General features: G+C 69.8%; 16 protein-coding genes. 5 read left to right on the forward strand and 11 right to left on the reverse strand.

What is annotated here, in order from left to right:
* A partial coding sequence (locus tag N865_RS19635) for a serine/threonine-protein kinase (RefSeq protein WP_157557792.1) occupies window positions 1-1,060 on the reverse strand: 1,060 nt, incomplete at its 3' end.
* Window positions 1,061-1,226: 166 nt separating this feature from the next.
* Window positions 1,227-1,658, reverse strand: coding sequence for a CBS domain-containing protein (locus N865_RS19640; protein WP_034809802.1), 432 nt, complete (start codon window positions 1,656-1,658; stop codon window positions 1,227-1,229).
* A 189-nt stretch (window positions 1,659-1,847) separates the two neighbouring features.
* On the opposite strand from N865_RS19640, the gene N865_RS19645 reads away from it, so the two are divergent.
* On the forward strand, window positions 1,848-3,452 hold the full coding sequence (locus N865_RS19645) for an alpha,alpha-trehalose-phosphate synthase (UDP-forming) (RefSeq protein WP_084328401.1): 1,605 nt from the start codon (window positions 1,848-1,850) through the stop codon (window positions 3,450-3,452).
* On the forward strand, window positions 3,445-4,278 hold the full coding sequence (otsB, locus tag N865_RS19650) for a trehalose-phosphatase (protein ID WP_051511115.1): 834 nt from the start codon (window positions 3,445-3,447) through the stop codon (window positions 4,276-4,278). Before N865_RS19645 ends, otsB begins: the two co-directional genes overlap by 8 nt.
* Here otsB and N865_RS19655 read toward each other — a convergent pair whose 3' ends face one another.
* The 5 genes from N865_RS19655 to N865_RS19675 all read right to left on the reverse strand — a co-directional run bounded on the left by N865_RS19655 (window position 4,279) and on the right by N865_RS19675 (window position 11,131).
* Window positions 4,279-5,289, reverse strand: a complete 1,011-nt coding sequence (locus N865_RS19655) for a LacI family DNA-binding transcriptional regulator (RefSeq protein ID WP_034809804.1) — start codon at window positions 5,287-5,289, stop codon at window positions 4,279-4,281.
* Window position 5,290: 1 nt separating this feature from the next.
* Window positions 5,291-7,177 carry a glycoside hydrolase family 13 protein gene (locus N865_RS19660; protein WP_034809806.1) on the reverse strand — a complete coding sequence of 629 codons (1,887 nt, stop codon included), beginning with the start codon at window positions 7,175-7,177 and terminating at the stop codon, window positions 5,291-5,293.
* The gene (locus N865_RS19665; RefSeq protein WP_084328402.1) at window positions 7,174-8,076 is read right to left on the reverse strand and encodes a sugar ABC transporter permease; all 903 of its coding nucleotides are present in this window, start codon (window positions 8,074-8,076) and stop codon (window positions 7,174-7,176) included. Before N865_RS19665 ends, N865_RS19660 begins: the two co-directional genes overlap by 4 nt.
* Before the next feature lies 1 nt (window position 8,077).
* Complete coding sequence (locus tag N865_RS19670; RefSeq protein WP_034809808.1) at window positions 8,078-9,637, reverse strand: ABC transporter permease subunit; 1,560 nt, start codon at window positions 9,635-9,637, stop codon at window positions 8,078-8,080.
* 186 nt (window positions 9,638-9,823) lie between these two features.
* Window positions 9,824-11,131, reverse strand: coding sequence for a sugar ABC transporter substrate-binding protein (locus N865_RS19675; protein ID WP_034809810.1), 1,308 nt, complete (start codon window positions 11,129-11,131; stop codon window positions 9,824-9,826).
* A 338-nt stretch (window positions 11,132-11,469) separates the two neighbouring features.
* Between N865_RS19675 and N865_RS19680 the strand changes: the two genes are divergently transcribed.
* The 3 genes from N865_RS19680 to N865_RS19690 all read left to right on the forward strand — a co-directional run bounded on the left by N865_RS19680 (window position 11,470) and on the right by N865_RS19690 (window position 14,667).
* Entirely contained in the window at window positions 11,470-12,573 is a 1,104-nt protein-coding gene (locus N865_RS19680; protein WP_034809812.1) for an ABC transporter ATP-binding protein, read from the forward strand.
* 196 nt (window positions 12,574-12,769) lie between these two features.
* Entirely contained in the window at window positions 12,770-13,426 is a 657-nt protein-coding gene (locus tag N865_RS19685; RefSeq protein ID WP_034809814.1) for a Pr6Pr family membrane protein, read from the forward strand.
* On the forward strand, window positions 13,423-14,667 hold the full coding sequence (locus tag N865_RS19690; protein WP_034809817.1) for a DUF4032 domain-containing protein: 1,245 nt from the start codon (window positions 13,423-13,425) through the stop codon (window positions 14,665-14,667). The genes N865_RS19685 and N865_RS19690 overlap by 4 nt, the downstream gene beginning before the upstream one ends.
* A gap of 160 nt (window positions 14,668-14,827) precedes the next feature.
* Here the strand turns inward: N865_RS19690 and N865_RS19695 are convergent, their stop codons facing one another.
* The 4 genes from N865_RS19695 to cysS all read right to left on the reverse strand — a co-directional run bounded on the left by N865_RS19695 (window position 14,828) and on the right by cysS (window position 18,839).
* Window positions 14,828-15,301 (reverse strand): vitamin K epoxide reductase family protein, encoded by a 474-nt coding sequence (locus tag N865_RS19695; RefSeq protein WP_034809833.1) that lies wholly within the window; start codon window positions 15,299-15,301, stop codon window positions 14,828-14,830.
* Window positions 15,302-15,312: 11 nt separating this feature from the next.
* Complete coding sequence (locus N865_RS19700) at window positions 15,313-16,173, reverse strand: DUF929 family protein (RefSeq protein WP_034809819.1); 861 nt, start codon at window positions 16,171-16,173, stop codon at window positions 15,313-15,315.
* Window positions 16,174-16,336: 163 nt separating this feature from the next.
* Entirely contained in the window at window positions 16,337-17,299 is a 963-nt protein-coding gene (gene rlmB, locus N865_RS19705; protein WP_034809821.1) for a 23S rRNA (guanosine(2251)-2'-O)-methyltransferase RlmB, read from the reverse strand.
* A 1-nt stretch (window position 17,300) separates the two neighbouring features.
* A complete protein-coding gene (gene cysS / locus N865_RS19710) occupies window positions 17,301-18,839 on the reverse strand; it encodes a cysteine--tRNA ligase (protein WP_051511124.1) in 1,539 nt (512 codons plus the stop codon).
* Window positions 18,840-19,020: the final 181 nt, after the last annotated feature.

The following is a 19,020-nucleotide window of genomic DNA, read 5'->3' on the forward strand; positions in this document are numbered from 1 at the left end:
CCGCCACGGGCGCCGCCACGGGTGCCGCCATGGGTGCGCCCCACGCTGCCGGCGGGGCCGGGGCGCTCGGCGCAAGCCCGCTGGGCATGACGGCGGTGCCGCCGCCCTGGAAGACCTGAGTCGCCCCGGGCGGGGCGACGGGAAGACCGTGGGCATCCCAGTGCCCGTTGTCGGCCGTGGGCACCGTGGCCTCGTAGCCGGCGGCGTAGCGCTCGAGGGCGGCGATGACGTAGTCGGCATGAGGACGCTCGAACGGGCTGGGAGACAAGGACGCTCGCAGCAGCGGCGCCAGGCGCGGGTCGACGCCGTCGAGGTCGACGTCACCGGCCCGGACCCGGCTGAGGACGGCATCCATGCGACCGCGGCCGAACGGCGGACGGCCCGACGCGGCATACGTGATCGTCGCCGCCCAGCCCCACCAGTCGGTCGCCTCGGTGATCGCGGCACCCTCGACGAGCTCCGGTGAGAGGTAACCGGGCGTACCCATGACGAGACCGCCGACCGTGTGGCGCACATCGTCCTGCAGGTGGGCGATGCCGAAGTCGATGAGGACGGGCTCGCCGTCCTCGAGGAGAACATTGCCGGGCTTGATGTCCCGATGGACGACCCCGCAGGCGTGGATCGCCCGGATCGCCTCGGCGGTGCCCCGAGCCAGACGGAGAAGCTCGTCGGGCGCGAGCGGGCCGTGGTCCTCGACCGTCTCGTCGAGCGCCGGACCCGGGACGTAGCGGGTCACGACATAGGGCCGGGGACCCATGAGGTCGGCATCGATGACGGTGGCGACGCGCCGGTCCTGCACCCGCGAGAGGGTCTCGACCTCGCGACCGAGCCGCGTGCGGGCGTCGGCGTCGTGGGCGACGTGCGGCCTGAGCACCTTGACGGCGACGGCACGCCCGCGCTGGTCGACCGCGAGGTGGACGACGCCCATGCCGCCCTCGCCGACCTCCTCGAGAAGGCGGTACGGACCGAGCCGTTCGACGTTGGCACTCGGTCTGTCGTGCCCCTGCGCCGGTCCGGCCGGGGGCGCGGAGACCCACTCGGTCCGGTCATGCGCAGCCATGCCCCTACGGTATGCGAATCCCCGGCCGACCGAAGACGACTGCCAGTTTGCGGCGACCGGTCAGATCCAGGGCAGGGGCTACCGCTGCACCCGCCAGGCCGCAGGACGCAGGACGCAGGACGCAGGACGGACGGGAGCCGGCCCGACGGCATACGGCCGAGAGGGGTCAGTGGGTGATGTAGTCGCGCAGCTGGTCGGCCTCGGACTGCAGCTCGGAAAGGCGGTGCTTGACGACGTCGCCGATGCTGACGATGGCGGTCAAGCGGCCCTCGCCGTCGACGATCGGGACGTGGCGGACGCGCTGCTCGGTCATCGTCCCGGCGAGCGCGGCGATGTCGTCGTCGGCCGAGCCCGTCGTCACGTCGCTCGTCATGATCTGCGAGACCGGCGCCTCGAGGATGCCGGTCCCGGACGTGTGGAGGTGGCGCACCACGTCGCGCTCGCTGACGATGCCGTCGACGGTCGACCCGTCGATGCTCACCACGCACGCACCGATGCGGTGCTCGGCCAGCAGGGAGAGCAGTCCGGAGACGGTCTCGTCGGGCTTGATCGTGACCACTCCTCCGCCCTTCGAACGGAGCACGTCAGAAATCTTCACGGCGACCTCCTACACGTCTGGCGAACCGGGCGAGGGACCCTGAGTCGACCCTAGAACGGCACCCGGCCGGGCGCCAGACTTTGCTGGCTAGAGTGAGGGAGATCGTGGGCCCGGGCGGGTACGTAAGCCGGTGGTCCAGCCTCAGCAGGGCCTCCGGACCGGGCCTTCGAACCAGCAGGAGTTGATCACGTGCCGTCAGCACGGCCGACCTTCGACCTCGTCGTCGCGGCCAACCGGCTGCCCGTCGACAAGGTCGTCACCGAGACCGGGGAGACGGAGTGGCGGCGCAGCCCGGGCGGCCTCGTGACCGCCATGGAGTCCGTGATGCGGGCGCAACCGGGCGCGTGGGTGGGGTGGGCCGGTGATGCCGGAGACGCCCCCGAGCCGTTCGAGGAGGACGGGATCCACCTCGAGCCGGTCCCGCTGTCGGCCGCGGAGGTCCGCGACTTCTACGAGGGCTTCAGCAACGACACCCTCTGGCCGATCTACCACGACGTCATCGTGCCGGCCCGCTTCCACCGGGACTGGTGGGCGAGCTACCAGACGGTGAACCGGCGCTTCGCCGAGGCGGTCGCCGAGGTCGCCGCCCCCGGGGCCACCGTCTGGGTCCAGGACTACCAGCTCCAGCTCGTGCCCGCGCTGGTGCGCGAGCTGCGGCCGGATGTGCGGATCGGGTGGTTCGACCACATCCCCTTCCCGCCCGTCGAGCTCTTCGCCCAGCTCCCGTGGCGCGCCCAGCTCCTCGAGGGGCTCCTCGGGGCCGACTTCCTCGGCTTCCAGCGCCAGGCCGACGCCCGCAACTTCGTCCGGGCCTGCCGCCAGCTGCTCGGCGCCGCGACGAAGGGCGACCGCGTGGCCGTCGACCACGAGCGCCAGGTCCGCGCGGCCGCCATCCCGATCTCCGTCGACTTCCGCGGGCTGGAGGCGCTCGCCAAGCGTCCCGACGTCCGGGCCCGGGCCAAGGAGATCCGGGCCAGCCTCGGCGACCCCAAGGTGCTCATGCTCGGCGTCGACCGCCTCGACTACACCAAGGGCATCCGGCACCGCCTCAAGGCCTACGAGGAGCTGCTCCTCGAGGGACGGATCTCACCGCCCGACGTGACCTTCGTCCAGGTGGCGACCCCGAGCCGGGAGCGCGTCGAGGCCTACCGCCTCCTCCGCACCGAGATCGAGCAGACGGTCGGGCGGATCAACGGCGACCTCGGCCACATCGGCGCCCCGGCCGTCCACTACCTCCACCACTCCTACCCCCGCGAGGAGATGGCAGCCCTCTTCCAGGCGGCCGACGTCATGCTCGTCACGCCCCTGCGCGACGGGATGAACCTCGTCGCCAAGGAGTACGTCACGTGCCGTTACGACCTCGGCGGGGCACTCGTCCTCAGCGAGTTCACCGGCGCCTGGCACGAGCTCCACCAGTCGTTCGCGTGCAACCCGCACGACATCGAGGGGCTGAAGCAGGCGATCCTCCGGGCCATGAACACGCCGGCCAAGGACAAGCAGCGGATCATGCGCGCCCTGCGCCGCCGCGTCTCCGACAACGACGTGCAGCGCTGGGCGAGTCGCTACCTCGCCGCCCTGGCCGCCGCGCCCGAACGCCCGGCTCCCGACCGCTACGCCGCGCGCCGCACCCAGGCCGAGCTCGCACCCGCCGACCCGCAGGATCCCGACCTGTCCGGGGACGACCTGCCCGCCCTGGACGGGCAAGACGGGCCGGACGACCTGCCCGCCCCGGACGGGCCGGACGGCGACGGGATGGCCCAGCGCCGCACCGGGGCCGGAGCGGGCCATGAGTGAGACCCCCACCCTCGACGAGGCACTCGAGTCCGCCGCCGGGGCGACCACGCTGCTCGTCGCCACCGACTTCGACGGCGTTCTCGCCCCCTTCGAGAAGAACCCGCTCGAGGCGACGCCGGTCCCGGGGACGGTCGATGACCTGCGCGCCCTGGCCGCCCTCCCCGGAGTCCACGTCGCGGTCGTCTCGGGACGCGACCTCGAGACGCTTCGCGCGCTCACCGGCATCCGGGAGGACGAGCCCATCGTCCTCATCGCCAGCCACGGGGCCGAGTCCTCGAGCGAGGCGGTCCGTTCCGCGATGGAGGCCGCCTCGGTCACGGCCGAGGACGAGGAACGCCTCGCGGTGCTCCGCGAGGACATCCGGATCCTCCTCGACGACCGCCACCCGCAGGCCGGCATCGAGCACAAGGCCGCCGCCGTCGTCGTCCACACGCGGGGCCTCGACCGTGAGGTCGCCGACGCGGCCATCGCCGACGCCCGCCGGGTCGCGCTCGAGCACCCGGGCGTCAAGGTCCTCAAGGGCAAGTCGGTCCTCGAGCTGTCCGTGTCGCACGCCGACAAGGGATCGGCCGTCACGGCATACGGCCGCGACGTCGGTGCGACCGCGCGGGTCTACCTCGGCGACGACGTCACCGACGAGGACGCCTTCATGCGGATGACGCGACCGGAGGACGTGACGGTCAAGGTCGGTTCAGGCTCGACCGCGGCGCGGCACCGGATCGACGACGAGGAGGCGGCCGCCAAGCTCCTGACCCAGCTCGTCCGGCTCCGCGAGGCGCACGCAGCGGGTGAGGTCCGCGGGGAGACCAGCCGGCCGAACGGCTGATCAGAGCCGCCGCGCGCCCGTCGAGCCGCGGACGACGAGCTCGGGCCGGAAGACGTACTCCGCTCGGGGAGAGGGCTGCCCGGCGATCTCGTCGAGGAGCGCCCGGACCGTGGCCGCACTCATGGCGTTGACGCTCTGGCGCACGGTCGTGAGCGGCGGGTCGGTGAAGGCGATGAGGGTCGAGTCGTCGTAGCCGACCACCGAGAAGTCACGCGGCACGTGGAGGCCGCGCTTGCGGGCCTCGCGGATCGCGCCGAGCGCCATGAGGTCGGAGCCGCAGACGACCGCCGTCGCGCCGCGGTCGAGGAGGCGCCCGGCCGCCGTCGCGCCGCCCTCGACACTGAACAGCGAGCGCTCGATGAGGTCGTCGACATCGGAGCGCCCGGTCAGCTCCTGCATCGAGTGACGGAAGCCGGCGATCTTGCGGATGACCGGCACGTAGCGGTCGGGTCCGACGGCGAGGCCGATCTCGCGGTGGCCGAGACTGACGAGGTGCTCGAGCGCGAGGCCCATCGAGGCGACGTCGTCGTTGGAGATGAACGGCGCGTCGACACCCTCGATGTAGCCGTTGACGAGGACGAGCGGGAGCCCGCGGTCGCGCAGGTCGATGTAGCGCTGCGGGTCGGTGTTGGTGTCGGCGTGCAGGCCCGAGATGAAGATGATCCCGGCGACACCCCGGTCGAGGAGCATCTGGACGTAGTCGTCCTCGTGCACACCCCCGGCGACCTGGGTGCAGAGGACCGGGGTGTAGCCGTTCTGGGCGAGGGAGTTCTCGATGATCTGCGCGAAGGCGGGGAAGATCGGATTGGTCAGCTCGGGCACGATGAGCCCGACGAGCCCGGCGCTCTTGCGGCGCAGACGACTCGGCCGGTCGTAGCCGAGCACGTCGAGCGCGGTCAGGACCGACTGCCGCGTCAGGTCGGCCACGCCCGGCTTGCCGTTGAGGACCCGTGAGACCGTCGCCTCGGAGACGCCGGCCTGGACGGCGATGTCCCGAAGCCTTGCCTTCACGTCAGTTCCCCCTCCGTCGCCGGTGCCGCGGCCCGCCGTCGGTGGGCTTCCACGTCCAGATGCGCGCACCGGGGTGCGAAGCCTCAAGTGTGACAGCGCCGTCGACGATCTCCACCACCGGTCCGTATGCCGCTCGCCCGGTCTCGATGCCGGCGAGGTGTCGCGCGTCGATCGTCACCGGCGCATGCGCCGCGCGGGCGACGTGGACGAGCGCCACCTCGTCGAGCGTCTCGCGGAGGAAGACGATGGCGTCGCCCTCTGCGTGCACCCACCGGAGCCCGCCCTGGCGCAGTGCCGTCGACCCCCGCCGTGCTGCGATGAGCCCGCGGTAGACCTCGAGCGTCCTTGTGTCCCAGGTCGACTCGTCCCAAGGCATCGGTCGCCGGCCGTCTTCGCCGAACGTGCCCTCCATCCCGATCTCGTCACCGTAGGTGAGCATCGGCATCGACGGGAAGGTGAGGAGCAGGGCCGCCGCAGGCTCCACGCCGAGCGGTCCGACGAGGGTGCGGATGCGGGGCACGTCGTGCGACCCGATGAGGTTGAACGAGTGGACGAGCGACTGCCAGGCGATCCGCGAGGTGAAGTCGCGCATCGTCTCGACGACGGCACCGGCGTCCAGGAGCGGGACCGGGATGGCCGCGCCGAGGAAGCGCGGGTCCTTCGTCTCCTTGCGCAGCCACGTCCACGTCGGCTTGCAGAAGCCCGCGTAGTTCATGACGCCGTGCCAGCCGTCGCCCGGCATGTCGACGGTGTAGTCGTGGAAGTGCTCGCCGACGAGGAGCGCGTCAGGGAACCGTCGGCCCATCGAGGTGCGCATCTGCCGTGCGACGTCGTGGTTGACGTCGGTCTCGCGCCACCGGCCGGTCATGTTCGCGACGTCGACGCGCCACCCGTCGAGGCCGCCGGAACGGCCGAGCCACTTGCGCACGACCCCGGAGGGCTCCTCGAAGATCCGCTGCCGCAGCGCCGCGTTGAGGTGGTTGAGCTTGGGCAGCGACGGCACCCCGAGCCAGGCGACGTACGTCCCCTTCTCCCAGATGTAGTAGTCGCGTTCCGGTCGCTGTCTGCCGTCCGGACCCGTGGCCGCGAGGAACCACTCGTGGGCGTCGCCCGTGTGGTTCGTCGTGAAGTCGCCCATGACCTTCATGCCTCGGGCGTGGGCCGCCTTGGTCAGCCGCCGCAGCGCGGCGTCACCACCGAGCAGGGGGTCGATGGCCTCGAACGAGGACGCGTCGTAGCGGTGGTTCGAGCGAGCCGGGAAGAACGGCGTCATGTAGACGACATCGACCCCGAGCGACTCGAGGTGGTCGAGGTGCTCGGTGATGCCGTCGAGGTCGCCGCCGAAGATCTGGCGGGAGACGGCCGGCTCGCTCGTGACGACGGGGTCGTCCCAGTCGGCCGCGACGGCCCACTCCGGCAGCACGCGCGTGTCGGCCGCCTTCGAACGGGCGAAGCGGTCGGGGAAGATCTGGTAGACGACACTCCCCTGGGCCCACGCCGGCGGGGGCGCGTCGTGGGCCACGAGCCGGAAGTCGCTCGCGTCGGGGACGTCACGCAGATGCACGCCGGTGCCGTTGAGCCAGGCGTACTTCGTCGGGCCCCCGGCGAGGAGGAAGCGGTACTTCGTCACCGGGTTGTGGCAGGTCAGCGTCGCTCGCCACCACGCGTCCGTCTCGGTCGCCTTGACGAGCTTGGCGCGGGTGAACTGCTGCTCGCCGTCGGGCGAGGTCCGCACGTGGACATGCGTGACCTCGCACTCGAGAGGCACCCGGACGAGCACGTCGACCTCGTCGCCGAGCCTCGGGTTGAGGTTTGAGACGTAGCGCCCGGAGCCGTCGTGGTGTGGCTGGCTGAGCCAGGACGCCGGGCGGACCGGGGCTGCGCTCACTTGACCGAGCCCGCGGTGAGGCCGCCGACGAGGTACTTCTGGACGGCGAGGTAGAGCGCCATGACCGGCACGGAGGCGAGCAGGGCACCGGCGCAGAAGGGACCGAAGTACTTGTTGCGGTCGGCCTTGAGCAGTGACCACAGCCCGACCGCGAGGGTCTGGTTGTCGGCGTCCTTGAGGAAGATGCTCGCGAGGAGGAACTCGCTGAAGAGGCCGACGAAGGCGAGCATGCCCACGGTCGCGAGGATCGGCAGGACGAGGCGCAGGGTCATCGTGAAGAAGATCCGGGCATGGCCGGCACCGTCGACCTTCGCGGCCTCGTCGAGCTCCTTCGGCACCGTGTCGAAGTAGCCCTTGAGCAGCCAGACGTTGGCCCCCATCGCCCCACCGAGGTAGGCGAGGATGAGGCCGGCCTGCGTGTTGAGGCCGATGAGCGGCAGCGACTCACCGATGAAGTCGAACGTCAGGTAGATCGCGACGAAGGCGAGCATGACCGGGAACATCTGCGCGAGCAGGAGCGCCATGAGTCCGGCGCGCCGTCCCTTGAAGCGCATCCGCGAGAAGGCGTATGCCGCTGACGCCCCGATGAAGACGCTGGCGAACGCGCCGACCCCGCAGATGATGAGCGTGTTCTTGTACCACGCCCAGTAGGGCCGGATCTCGAAGAGCTGCGTGAAGTTCGCGGTGCTCGCGTTCTTCGGGATGAGGTCGGTCGTGCTCAGGGTTCCCGAGGGGTTGAGCGCCGCGGAGAGGATGAAGACGAGGGGGAACAGGGCCCAGATGAGGGCGATCACCCCGAGGACGTAGCGCCACCACATCCCGTTCTTGCGCTTCTCACCGACCGGGTGGGCGACGGTGCTCGTGATGGTGTCGGGGCTCGTTGCCGTGGTCACGGTCATGTCAGTTCACCTCTTCCAGGGCCTTGGTCTGGCGGAAGCCGATCCACGACAGGACCGCCACGATCATGAAGATGAAGATCGAGATCGCCGCGGCGTAGCCGAAGTTCGGTGCTGCGCTCGTGAAGGCGAGTCGGTACGCGTAGGTGATGAGCAGGTCGGTCGAGCCGATCGCGCTCTGGTTGTTCTCGAACGGGCCGCCCTCGGTCATCAGGAAGATGAGGCCGAAGTTGTTGAAGTTGAAGGCGAACGAAGCGATGAGCAGCGGGCCGACAGCGACGAGGACGAGCGGCATGATGATCGACCTGATCGTGCGGAAACCGGTTGCTCCGTCGATCGCGGCGGCCTCCTTGACGTCGCCCGGGATCGACTGGAGCGCACCGGTGCAGACGATGAACATGTACGGGAAGCCGAGCCAGAGGTTCGTGATGAGGATCGCGACCTTGGCCCAGGTGCCGTTGCCGAGCCAGTCGACGTCGATGCCGAGGGTCTGGTTGATCAGGCCGAACTGCTGGTTGAACATCGACGCCCAGACGAGGGCCGTGACGAAGCCGGGCAGGGCGTAGGGCAGGACGAGCAGCGCCCGCATCAAGCCCTTGCCCTTGAGCCGCTCGTCGTTGAAGAGCAGGGCCAGGGCGAGGCCGAGCAGGAAGGTCGTCAGGACCGACATGATCGCGAAGACGAAGTTCCACAGAAGGATCTTGACGAACCCGGAGCGCAGGGTCGGGTCGGTCAGGGCGGTGGTGAAGTTCTTGAAGCCGACGCCCTCCTTCCAGCCCTGCGGGAGCTTGTCGGTCGGGTCGGCGACGTTGACCCACGTCGCGTTGGACGGGCCGTAGACCTTGACCGGCTGGCCCTGCGCCACGGGACGGGTGTCGGTGATCCGGTCCGTCTTCGGGTCGTACGTGGCGGCTGGCTTGCCCTCGAAGGCCTCCGAGATGCCGACCTTCTTGATCGCGGCACCGCCGTCGGTCGGGACGGCGAAGGACTCGAGCTCCTGGCTCCTCGCGTTGACCTGCTTGCCCGTGAGGATCGTGTAGCCCTTGACGGCCGTGACCCGGCCGAGCTCGTTGGTCGTCACGTCTCCCGGGGGGAGCTCCTTGAGCCCCTCGCTCGTGCCGGCATAGACCTTCTTGGTCTGCGGGTCGGTGAGGATGTAGACGGGACTGGCCGTGGCGACGTCGGCGCGAGCCTGCACCGCAACGCTGAGGGCGTACCGGGGCTTGCCCTGGACCTCCTCGACGGACGAGGAGGTGATCGCCTGGATCGACTCCTCCTTGCTCAGGCTGTGGCCGTCGCCCCAGTTCGTGAAGGCCGTCGCGCCGGTGAAGACGGCGGGCCAGATCTGGAAGGCGAGGAAGAAGATGAGTCCGGGCAGGAGGTACTTCGCCGGGATGCTGCGGTGGGTCGCGTAGACGGCGAGGATCGCCAGTCCGATGAGTCCGAGGACCACGACACCGAGGAGCTGGCCGTCGGCTGCGAAAAGCCCTGCGGCATAGACGATCACGGCGAGGATGGCCACGATCAGGACCCACTTGATGATGACGTATGGGGAGCGATTCATCCTTGAATCTCCGTCAGGGCGAGGGGGCGGTCTGGGAGGGGAACGGCGCAGGGCGCGGGTGCGGCTCGGGGTCGCGCAAGGGCGGGGTGGTGCCCGTGAAGCTGGTGGTGCTGGTGGTGCAGTGCTGGTGGTGCAGGTGGTGGCCGGGCGCGAACGCCCGGCCACCACCTTCAGGGTGACTGGACGTCAGCCCTTGTTGATGTTCGCGATGATCTCCTTCGCAGCCGCGTCGAAGCGGGTCTGCGGAGCGGTCTTACCGGCGATCACGTCGGCACCGGCCTGGCCGAGCGGGCCCCAGACCGAGTTCATGGCCGGGATGTTCGGCATCGGGAGGGCACCCTTGCCGGCCTCGAACCACGACTTGACGTCGGGGTCGGTGGCCTGGACCTGCTGGTACGCGGCCGTCAGGGCCGGCGGGCGGTGACCGATGTTGAACAGGTCGACCTGGAGCTCCTTCTTCGGGACGTACTTGAGGACGAACTCCTCGGCGAAGGCCTTGTTCTTGGCCTTGGAGGAGACGTAGAACATCTGGACGCCGAGGAACGGGCTCATCTGGCCACCCGCGATGGTGGGCAGCGGCGAGATGGCGTACTTGATGTTCGCCTTCTTGGCCTTGTCGATCGCCCACGGGCCGGTGATGTAGTACGGGTACTTGCCCGAGTCGAAGAGCGCGTCGGCGTTGGTGCCGTCCACGTTCGTCGTGAGGATGTTCTTGTTGCCGAGGATGGCGAGCTGCTGGGCGCCCTTGATCGAGCCGGCGTTGTTGACGATGACCTTGTTGGGGTCGTAGTCGCCGTTGGGCTTCTGGGCGAAGATGCCGCCGCCGAAGGCCTTGAGGTACGGGTACGTGTAGTACGCGTTACCGGTCTTGCCGACCTCCTGGATGACCGTGCCGTCGGCCTTGCCGGCCTTCTTCAGCTCGGCACCCTTGGCGATCATCTCCTCGTACGTCTTCGGGGCGTCGGGGGCGAGGGCCGTGTTGCGGACGACACCGATGTTCTCGACGGCGTAGGGGACGCCGTAGATCTGGCCGTTGAACTTCGTCGCCGCGATCGACTCGGGCGAGAACTGCGACTGCAGGTCGGCCGGCATCTGGATCGGCGAGACGGCGTTGTTCTGGACGAGCTCGCCCAGCCAGTCGTGCGCACCGACGATGACGTCGGGGCCCTTGCCGGCGTTGGTCGCGTCCTTGAAGTTGGCGCGGACGTCGGGGGCGACCTGGACGGCCACCTTGATGCCCTGCTCTGCACCGAACTGGTCGGCGTACTTCTTGATCGCCGCGGCACGGTCGTTGTCCGTCCAGATCACGAGGTCGACGGACGCGTCACGCACGGGCGCGGCGGTCGTCGTGGCCGCGGGAGCGGCCGTCGTCGTCGTGGCCGCGCTCGTGGCGGCTGCGGTGTTGGTCGCAGTGGGGCTGGACCCACCGCAGGCGCTGAGGGCCAGGGCGGCAACACCCGAGACGGCCACGGCGCCGAACGCACGCTTGTGCATGGATTCTCCTTTGAAGCCAGGTGGCACACGCCGCCACCGGTTGGCCGTGAATCTAGCAAGAAGTTGCAGTCGATAGCGACCCGTCTTGCAGCAAGAAATTGCAACGTTCCGGTGACGGTCCGGCCCCGATACCGACACGGAGGCTTGACACCGTGCTCGGCTCCACCCCGGCTCCACCCCGGCCGACGGGCGCCGAGTCGCCGCCGAATGCCGGACCGACACTGGTCACGGCATACCCCCGTGGGACATGATGAGCGTGCTCTCCCGTCCCGGGAGGCATGCCCTTTACAACGGATCGTCCGGCACGTTCCTGCCGGTGAAGGAAAGGCAACGAAGCCATGGCAACTGTGACGTTCGACAACGCCACCAGGCAGTACCCGGGCAACCCCAAGCCCTCGGTCGACAAGCTCAACATCGAGATCGCGGACGGCGAGTTCCTCGTCCTCGTCGGTCCCTCCGGATGTGGCAAGTCCACCTCCCTGCGCATGCTCGCCGGCCTCGAGGAGGTCAACGGCGGGCGCATCCTCATCGGTGACCGCGACGTGACCAACCTGTCCCCCAAGGACCGCGACGTCGCGATGGTCTTCCAGAACTACGCGCTCTACCCGCACATGTCCGTCGCCGACAACATGGGCTTCGCGCTCAAGATCGCCGGCGTCGACAAGGCCGAGATTCGCAAGCGCGTCGAGGAGGCCGCCAAGATCCTCGACCTGACCCCTTACCTCGACCGCAAGCCGAAGGCCCTCTCGGGTGGCCAGCGCCAGCGCGTCGCCATGGGCCGCGCCATCGTCCGCTCGCCGCAGGTCTTCCTCATGGACGAGCCCCTCTCCAACCTCGACGCCAAGCTGCGCGTCCAGACCCGCACCCAGATCGCCTCGCTCCAGCGCCGACTCGGGGTCACGACGGTCTACGTCACGCACGACCAGGTCGAGGCCATGACGATGGGTGACCGCGTCGCGGTCCTCAAGGACGGCATCCTCCAGCAGTGCGACAGCCCCCGTCGCATGTACGACCACCCGGCCAACGTCTTCGTCGCGGGCTTCATCGGCTCGCCGGCGATGAACCTCATGGACGTCCCGGTGACGGATGGTGGCGTCGACCTGCACGGCCACACCGTCCCCGTCGCCCGCGAGGACCTCACCAACGCCGGCAAGCACGTCACGCTCGGGGTCCGCCCCGAGGACCTCGAGCTGTCCTCGGACACCTCGGGCATCCCCGTGACGGTCGACGTCGTCGAGGAGCTCGGCGCCGACGCCTACATCTACGGCACGGCCGAGCAGAAGCTCCTCGAGGCCACCGGTGAGAACGCCGGCGACGTGCCGTTCATCGCGCGCGTCGACGGCCGTCGCCCCCCGGAGAAGGGCGAGAAGATCTACCTCAAGCCGAAGCCGGGCCACGTGCACGTCTTCAACGCCGAGTCGGGTCTGCGCATCGGCGACTGACCTCGTCGGTCGCTCTGCACGACCATCTCGTATGCCGCTGGGCCGGCATCCGCTCGCACGTCGAGCGGGTGCCGGCCCTTCGGTTTCTCCGCCCGTGTCTCGACGACCCGACGACGAGAGCGAAGGCACCTGGGGCGGAAGGGCGGCATACGAGCTGCTCTGGTGGGCGGTGCGATCCGGACCTAGGCTCGCGGCTGTGACGAAACCGGTCCTCGGACGCTATTGGCACACCGTGACGTTCGTCGTCGCCGTCGTGGCCCTCGTCCTCCAGCTGGCGCTGATCCTCAGTGGGGACAACATCCTCGACTCGACCGCCGCTGCGGGTCGGGCCGAGCAGGTGCGCCGTTACTTCTCGTACTTCACGATCCAGTCCAACTTCCTCGTTGCCGTGTCGATGTTCCTCATCCTGCGCGACCGGACGGACAACCAGCTCTTCCGCGTCGTCCGCCTCGCGTCGCTCGTCGGCATCACCGTGACGGGGATCGTCGCCTTCGTCGCGCTCCCGCCGTCACCGAACTACACGACGGGCTCGCTTGTCTGCGACCGCCTGCTCCACATCGTCGTCCCCGCTCTGACCTTCATCGGGTGGGTCGCCTTCGGTCCACGTGACCGGGTCCGCCGTGAGGACCTCCTCCCAGCCCTCATCTGGCCGGTCGGCTGGCTCGTCGCGACCCTCGCGCTCGGGCCCGTCGTCGACTGGTACCCGTACCCCTTCCTCAACGTCTCCCAGATCGGCGTCGGGCGCACCCTGCTCAACTGCGTGCTCATCGCCGCGCTCTTCCTCGGGCTCGCCGGGACCGCACTGTGGGCTGATCGACGCCTTGACTCCGCTCGTGCCACGATGGACGCGTGACGCTCGAGATCACGACCGCCCGGCACGATCCGGCCCTGCTCGACCTCCCGTGGTCCGTGCCGCTCGAAGACTGGCCGGAGTCCACGCTCGCCGCCCTCCCCCGAGGAATCTCCCGCCACGTCGTCCGCTTCGTCCGCCTTGGCACCCGGGTCATCGCCATCAAGGAGATCAAGGCCGACCTCGCCGACCGTGAGTACGCCATGCTGCGCAACCTTCGCAAGCTCGAGATCCCGAGCGTCGAGCCCTTCGGGGTCGTCCATGGGCGCACCGACGCCGACGGGAACCCGCTCGATGCCTGCCTCATCACCCGGCACCTGCAGTTCTCCCTGCCCTACCGCGCGCTCTACAGCCAGAGCCTGCGGCCCGACACGGCTGTGCGTCTCATGGACGCGCTGGCGCTGCTCCTCGTCCGGCTCCACCTCGAGGGCTTCTGGTGGGGCGACGTCTCCCTGTCCAACACGCTCTTCCGCCGCGATGCCGGAGCCTTCGCGGCCTACCTCGTCGACGCCGAGACCGGCGAGCTGCACTCCCGCCTGTCCAACGGCCAGCGTGAGCACGACCTCGACATCGCCCAGGTCAACATCGCCGGCGAGCTGATGGACCTCGATGCCGGAGGGTTCCTCGAGGACCAGGCGGACCCGTTCGAGGTCGCTGCCTCGATCATCGAGCGCTACCACACGCTGTGGGACGCCGTGACGGGCAGCGAACGCTTCGAGGCAGGTGACCGCTGGCGCGTCGAGGAGCGGATCCGCAAGCTCAACGAGCTGGGCTTCGACGTCGACGAGCTGTCGATGTCGACCGACATCGGCGGGACCGAGATCGTCATCACGCCGAAGGTCGTCGACGCCGGGCACCACTCGCGCCGGCTGCTTCGCCTGACCGGGCTTGACGTCGGCGAGAACCAGGCGCGACGCCTGCTCAACGACCTCGACGCGTATGCCGCGGCGACCGACCGCCAGAACGACGAGGAGGCGATCGTCGCCCACGACTGGCTGTCCAACATCTACGAGCCGGTCACCAGGGCGGTGCCGCGCGAGCTGCGCAGCCGCCTCGAGCCCGCCGAGATCTTCCACGAGGTCCTCGAGCACCGTTGGTACATGAGCGAGCGCGCCGGCCACGACATCCCGATCTTCGACGCTCTCGCCGACTACGTCGCGACCGTCCTGCCGGCCAAGCCGGAGGAGCAGGCCGTGCTCGGCGTCGACACCGCGGAGATGCCGGTCATCAGCCGCATCGATTGAGCCGCCACTCGGCGGCTCGCACCGGGGACCCACCATGCTCGTCCCACTGCTACGTCACTGCCCAACAATCCTGGGCAGTGACGTAGCCCGCGCGGCCACACCCGGAATCCCCTACGGCACTGCCCAACAATCCTGGGCAGTGACGTGGGACGGCGGGGCGCTAGACGCGCGCGCCGGCTTCGCGGTCGGCCGGAGCCCCGGAGAGGATCTGCCCGAAGAGCACCGTGACCCACAGCGCGAACGTGATGACGTGCACCACCGTGCACCAGAGGCAGATGGCATGGATCCGGAAGAGCTCGGCCCAGACGAGGTAGAGGACCATCCCCAGGCCGATCGTGAGCCAGCCGAGACGAACCGGGTCGAGCCACGCTTCGCCACGGCGCCACACGGCGGGGAGGCAGAGGACGAGCGTCACCACGAAGAAGAGGAGCCCGAGCAACGCCACGGGGATGCCGAGGAAGGTGCTCCACGCGCTCGTCGTCACCTTGACGCAGTCGACCGCCCCTCCGATGCTGCAGGCGAGCGTGGCGTTCTCGGTGAAGTGCTCGAAGGTCAGGTAGCCCGACACCAGGAGACCCCCGACGCACAGGAGCAGGGTCGTCGGCGCCAGCCAGGCGGGCCGCTGCCGTTGCATGGTCGCCACGCTCACTTCTGCAGGAGCGGAGTGGCTGCCATGACGGCCTTGCTCGCGCAGACGTTGGACGGCTGGCCGTTGGTCTGCTGACACAGCTGGGCGGTGACCATGTTGATCGCCGGGTCGACCGTCTTGCCGATCTCGGAGGTCGGGTCGTAGATCCCGGCGATGATCTGGTCGTAGGTCTTGCCGTCGAAGACGGTCGCGTCCACGGTGGCCCCGCTGGTGGCGTGCGTGCCGCCGTAGTTGACCCACGGGATGCCGCCGCCCGGGTTGTACTTCTTGAAGAGCTCGGCGTTGGCGCCCTCGAGGGTGTCGAGCGGCTTGCCCTCGCGGTCCTCGGTCTCGACGGCCTCGAAGGCCAGGTGGTCACTCGTGAACGACGCGCCGTGGAAGGAGAAGGTCGGCGTGTCCGGGTGGACGTCGCTCGACGAGCTCGTCGTCGGCTTGATCCCGCTGAACGTCCCGAACCGCGACAGGGCCCCGATCATGACCCACCGCTCCATCGCGCAGAACGGGCAGTACTCGGCGCCGACGTAGAGGACCTTGCTCTTGCCGTCCTGGGTCAGCGGGGTGGCGCCGGCCAGCTTGGCCGGCGCCTGGGACGGCTGCGGGGTGGGCGCCGCATCGAGGGTCGCGGGCGGGATCGCGACGAGCTTGGCCAGGGCCGCCTCGGCCCCCGTCGAACCGGTCGCCGCAGGGCTGGGCGAGGGCCGGTTGGCAACTACCGTGCCGAGGACGACGGCTACGATGACGACCACGACGGCGATCACGGCAGCGATGACCTGCTTGCGCTGTCTCTCCTGGCGCGCGGCCTCGGCGCGCATCTGCGCTGCGCGCTCCGCGGCGGCAGCCCGGTTGCTCTTCCCCACGACGGTGCCCTTCGTCGATTACTACACCTTGTAGTCGACACCCTATCGATGCCATCCGGTCAACCGCTGACGGGTGGGTGAGAGTTCCCCCACTCCGTCACGCGCCCATCGACCCTGCGCAGCCGCGTGCGGTGGCGGGTCGCCCGGTCACAGCGAGGGACGGTCAGCGGCGTCGCTGGCGGGCGATCTCGTAGAGGGTCACGCCGGTGGCGAGCCCGGCGTTGAGGGACTCGACCGCCGAGCTCATCGGGATCGAGACGATCTGGTCGCACGTGTCACGGACGAGCCGTGAGAGACCCTTGCCCTCGGAACCCGTGACGATGACGAGAGGCTCGGACGCCAGGGACAGGTCGGGCAGCTCCACGTCGCCGTCCATGTCGAGGCCGAGGATGAAGAAGCCGGCCTTCTTGAACTCCTCGAGCGTCCGCGTGAGGTTGCTCGCCTTCGCGACCGGGATGCGCGCCGCCGCACCGGCCGAGGTCTTCCAGGCCGACGCGGTCATGCCGACCGAGCGACGCTCGGGCACGACGACGCCGTGTCCGCCGAAGGCCGCGACGGACCGGACGATGGCCCCGAGGTTGCGCGGGTCGGTGATGCCGTCGAGGGCGACGACGAGAGGCACCCCCGGGCGCTCCGGGTCGATGAGGTCGGACGGGTGCGCGTAGTCGTACGGCGGGACCTGCAGCGCGAGGCCCTGGTGCACGCCTCCGTCGGTGAGCCGGTCGAGCTCGCCGCGGGGAGTCTCGAGAATCGCGAGGCCGCGCTCCGTCGCGAGCTTGAGCGCCTCCTTGACGCGGTCGTCCGAGTCGATCCGCGTGGCGATGTACATCGTCGCGACCGGAACGTCGGCCCGCAGCGCCTCGACGACCGAGTTGCGGCCGTAGACCATCTCGCTCGAGGCCTTGGCCTTGCGCTGGGGCCTGGCGACGCGCGACCCGGCGCCGGGACCGCCCGCACGCTTGGCCGCGCCCTTGGCCCGCTTGTGCGCGGGGTGGTACTCGCGGTCGATGGCCTTGGGCGTCGGGCCCTTGCCCTCGAGTCCGCGCCGACGCTGCCCGCCGGAGCCGACCGTCGCACCCTTGCCGCTCTTGCGGACGGCGCCTCGACGCTGGGAGTTGCCTGGCATGTCAGCCCTTCACGTTGTCTGTGCTTGCCCGGTCGCCGCGACCGGCGACCGGGGAGGTGCCGGAACCGGCGGCGGGCTGGGCGCCTCGCTCACCGCGCTCCGTACGGACGAGCGACCACTGCGCTCCGGACGGCGTGTCGGTGATCGCGATCCCGGCGGCCGCGAGGTCGTCGCGGATCGCGTCGGCCCGGGCGAAGTCGCGTTCCTGGCGCGCCGCCTGACGAGCGTCGAGCTGGACCCGGACGAGCACCTCGAGCGCCGCCTCGGCATCGCCCGCGCCCGCGTCAGACGAGGCGCTCCAGTGCCGCGCGAGCGGGTTGATGCCGAGGACCTCGGCCATCGCGACAACCGCGCCGGCAGCCGCGAGGGCCGCCTCGTCGTCGTCCTCGTCGAGGGAGCTGTTGCCGGCCCGAACGGTGTCGTGGATGACCGCGAGCGCCCCGGAGACGCCGAGGTCGTCGTCCATCGAGAGGACGAACTCCTCGGGAAGGGACTGGGCGGCATACGCCCTCGGGTCGTCGACCCCGGGGATCGGGCCGCGACGGGACGCCCGCTCGAGGAAGCCCTCGATCCGCTCGACGGCGGCGGCCGCCTCGTCGAGAGAACCCGGGTGGTACTCGATCGTCGAGCGGTAGTGCGCCGCCGTCAGGTAGTACCGGAGCACGATCGGCCGGGTCGTCTCGAGCAGGTGGCGCACCTCGAGGGCGTTGCCGAGCGACTTGCCCATCTTCTGGCCCTTGACCGTGACCCACGCGTTGTGGAGCCAGTAGCGCGCAAAGCCGAGGCCGGCAGCCCGCGACTGCGCCTGCTCGTTCTCGTGGTGCGGGAAGCGCAGGTCGATGCCGCCGCCGTGGATGTCGAACTCCTCGCCGAGCCAGCGCCGGGCCATGGCCGAGCACTCGAGGTGCCAGCCCGGGCGGCCGGACCCGAACGGCGTCGGCCACGACGCGCTCTCCGGCTCGTCGGACTTGCGGCCCTTCCAGAGTGCGAAGTCTCGCGGGTCGCGCTTGCCGCGCGGGTCGGCGTCGTCGGCGCTCGCCATGTCGTCGAGGGACTGGTTGGACAGCGAGCCGTATTCCGGCCACGACTTCACGTCGAAGTAGACGTCGCCGCTGCCGTCGGGTGCGACGTAGGCGTGACCCTTGTCGATGAGGGTCTCCATGAGGGTGATCATGTCGGGCACGTGCCCGGTGGCCCGCGGCTCGTAGGTCGCCGGGATGACGCCGAGCGCGTCGAGGGCCTCGCTGGTCAGCCGCTCGTTGCGGTAGGTGAGGGCGAACCAGTCCTCGCCCGCCTCGGCGGCCTTGCGCAGGACCTTGTCGTCGATGTCGGTCACGTTGCGCACGAGGGTGACGTGGTAGCCGTGGCCGATCTCGAGCCATCGTCGCAGCACGTCGAAGGCGACGGCGAAGCGGATGTGGCCGATGTGGGGTGCGCCCTGCGTCGTGAGGCCACAGATGTACATGCCGACCTTGCCCGTCTCGCGCGACGTGAAGTCGCGCAGCTCTCGGGTCGCGGTGTCGAACAGTCTGAGGCTCACCCGCGGAAGTCTATCGGCGCGCGGCGCCGAGCCCGACCACGTGAGCCCACCCAGCGGCATACGCCGCAGATCGAACGCGGTGTTCGTCCCCGAACTCAGCGGTACACCAGTGAGTTCGGAAACGAACACGGCGTTCGGTTGGCAGGTGGGGTGGGCAGGTGGGGTGGGCAGGTGGGGTGGG

It is taken from the genome of Intrasporangium oryzae NRRL B-24470, from assembly GCF_000576595.1.
In the GTDB taxonomy this organism is placed as follows: domain Bacteria; phylum Actinomycetota; class Actinomycetes; order Actinomycetales; family Dermatophilaceae; genus Intrasporangium_C; species Intrasporangium_C oryzae.

What these genes read in the sequence shown, in the direction of transcription:
- rlmB (WP_034809821.1), bottom strand. Translation starts at nt 17,299, where the DNA reads ATGCCAGGCAACTCCCAGCGTCGAGGCGCCGTCCGCAAGAGCGGCAAG.
- N865_RS19670 (WP_034809808.1), bottom strand. Translation starts at nt 9,637, where the DNA reads ATGAATCGCTCCCCATACGTCATCATCAAGTGGGTCCTGATCGTGGCC.
- otsB (WP_051511115.1), top strand. Translation starts at nt 3,445, where the DNA reads ATGAGTGAGACCCCCACCCTCGACGAGGCACTCGAGTCCGCCGCCGGG.
- N865_RS19695 (WP_034809833.1), bottom strand. Translation starts at nt 15,301, where the DNA reads ATGCAACGGCAGCGGCCCGCCTGGCTGGCGCCGACGACCCTGCTCCTG.
- N865_RS19675 (WP_034809810.1), bottom strand. Translation starts at nt 11,131, where the DNA reads ATGCACAAGCGTGCGTTCGGCGCCGTGGCCGTCTCGGGTGTTGCCGCC.
- N865_RS19665 (WP_084328402.1), bottom strand. Translation starts at nt 8,076, where the DNA reads ATGACCGTGACCACGGCAACGAGCCCCGACACCATCACGAGCACCGTC.
- N865_RS19680 (WP_034809812.1), top strand. Translation starts at nt 11,470, where the DNA reads ATGGCAACTGTGACGTTCGACAACGCCACCAGGCAGTACCCGGGCAAC.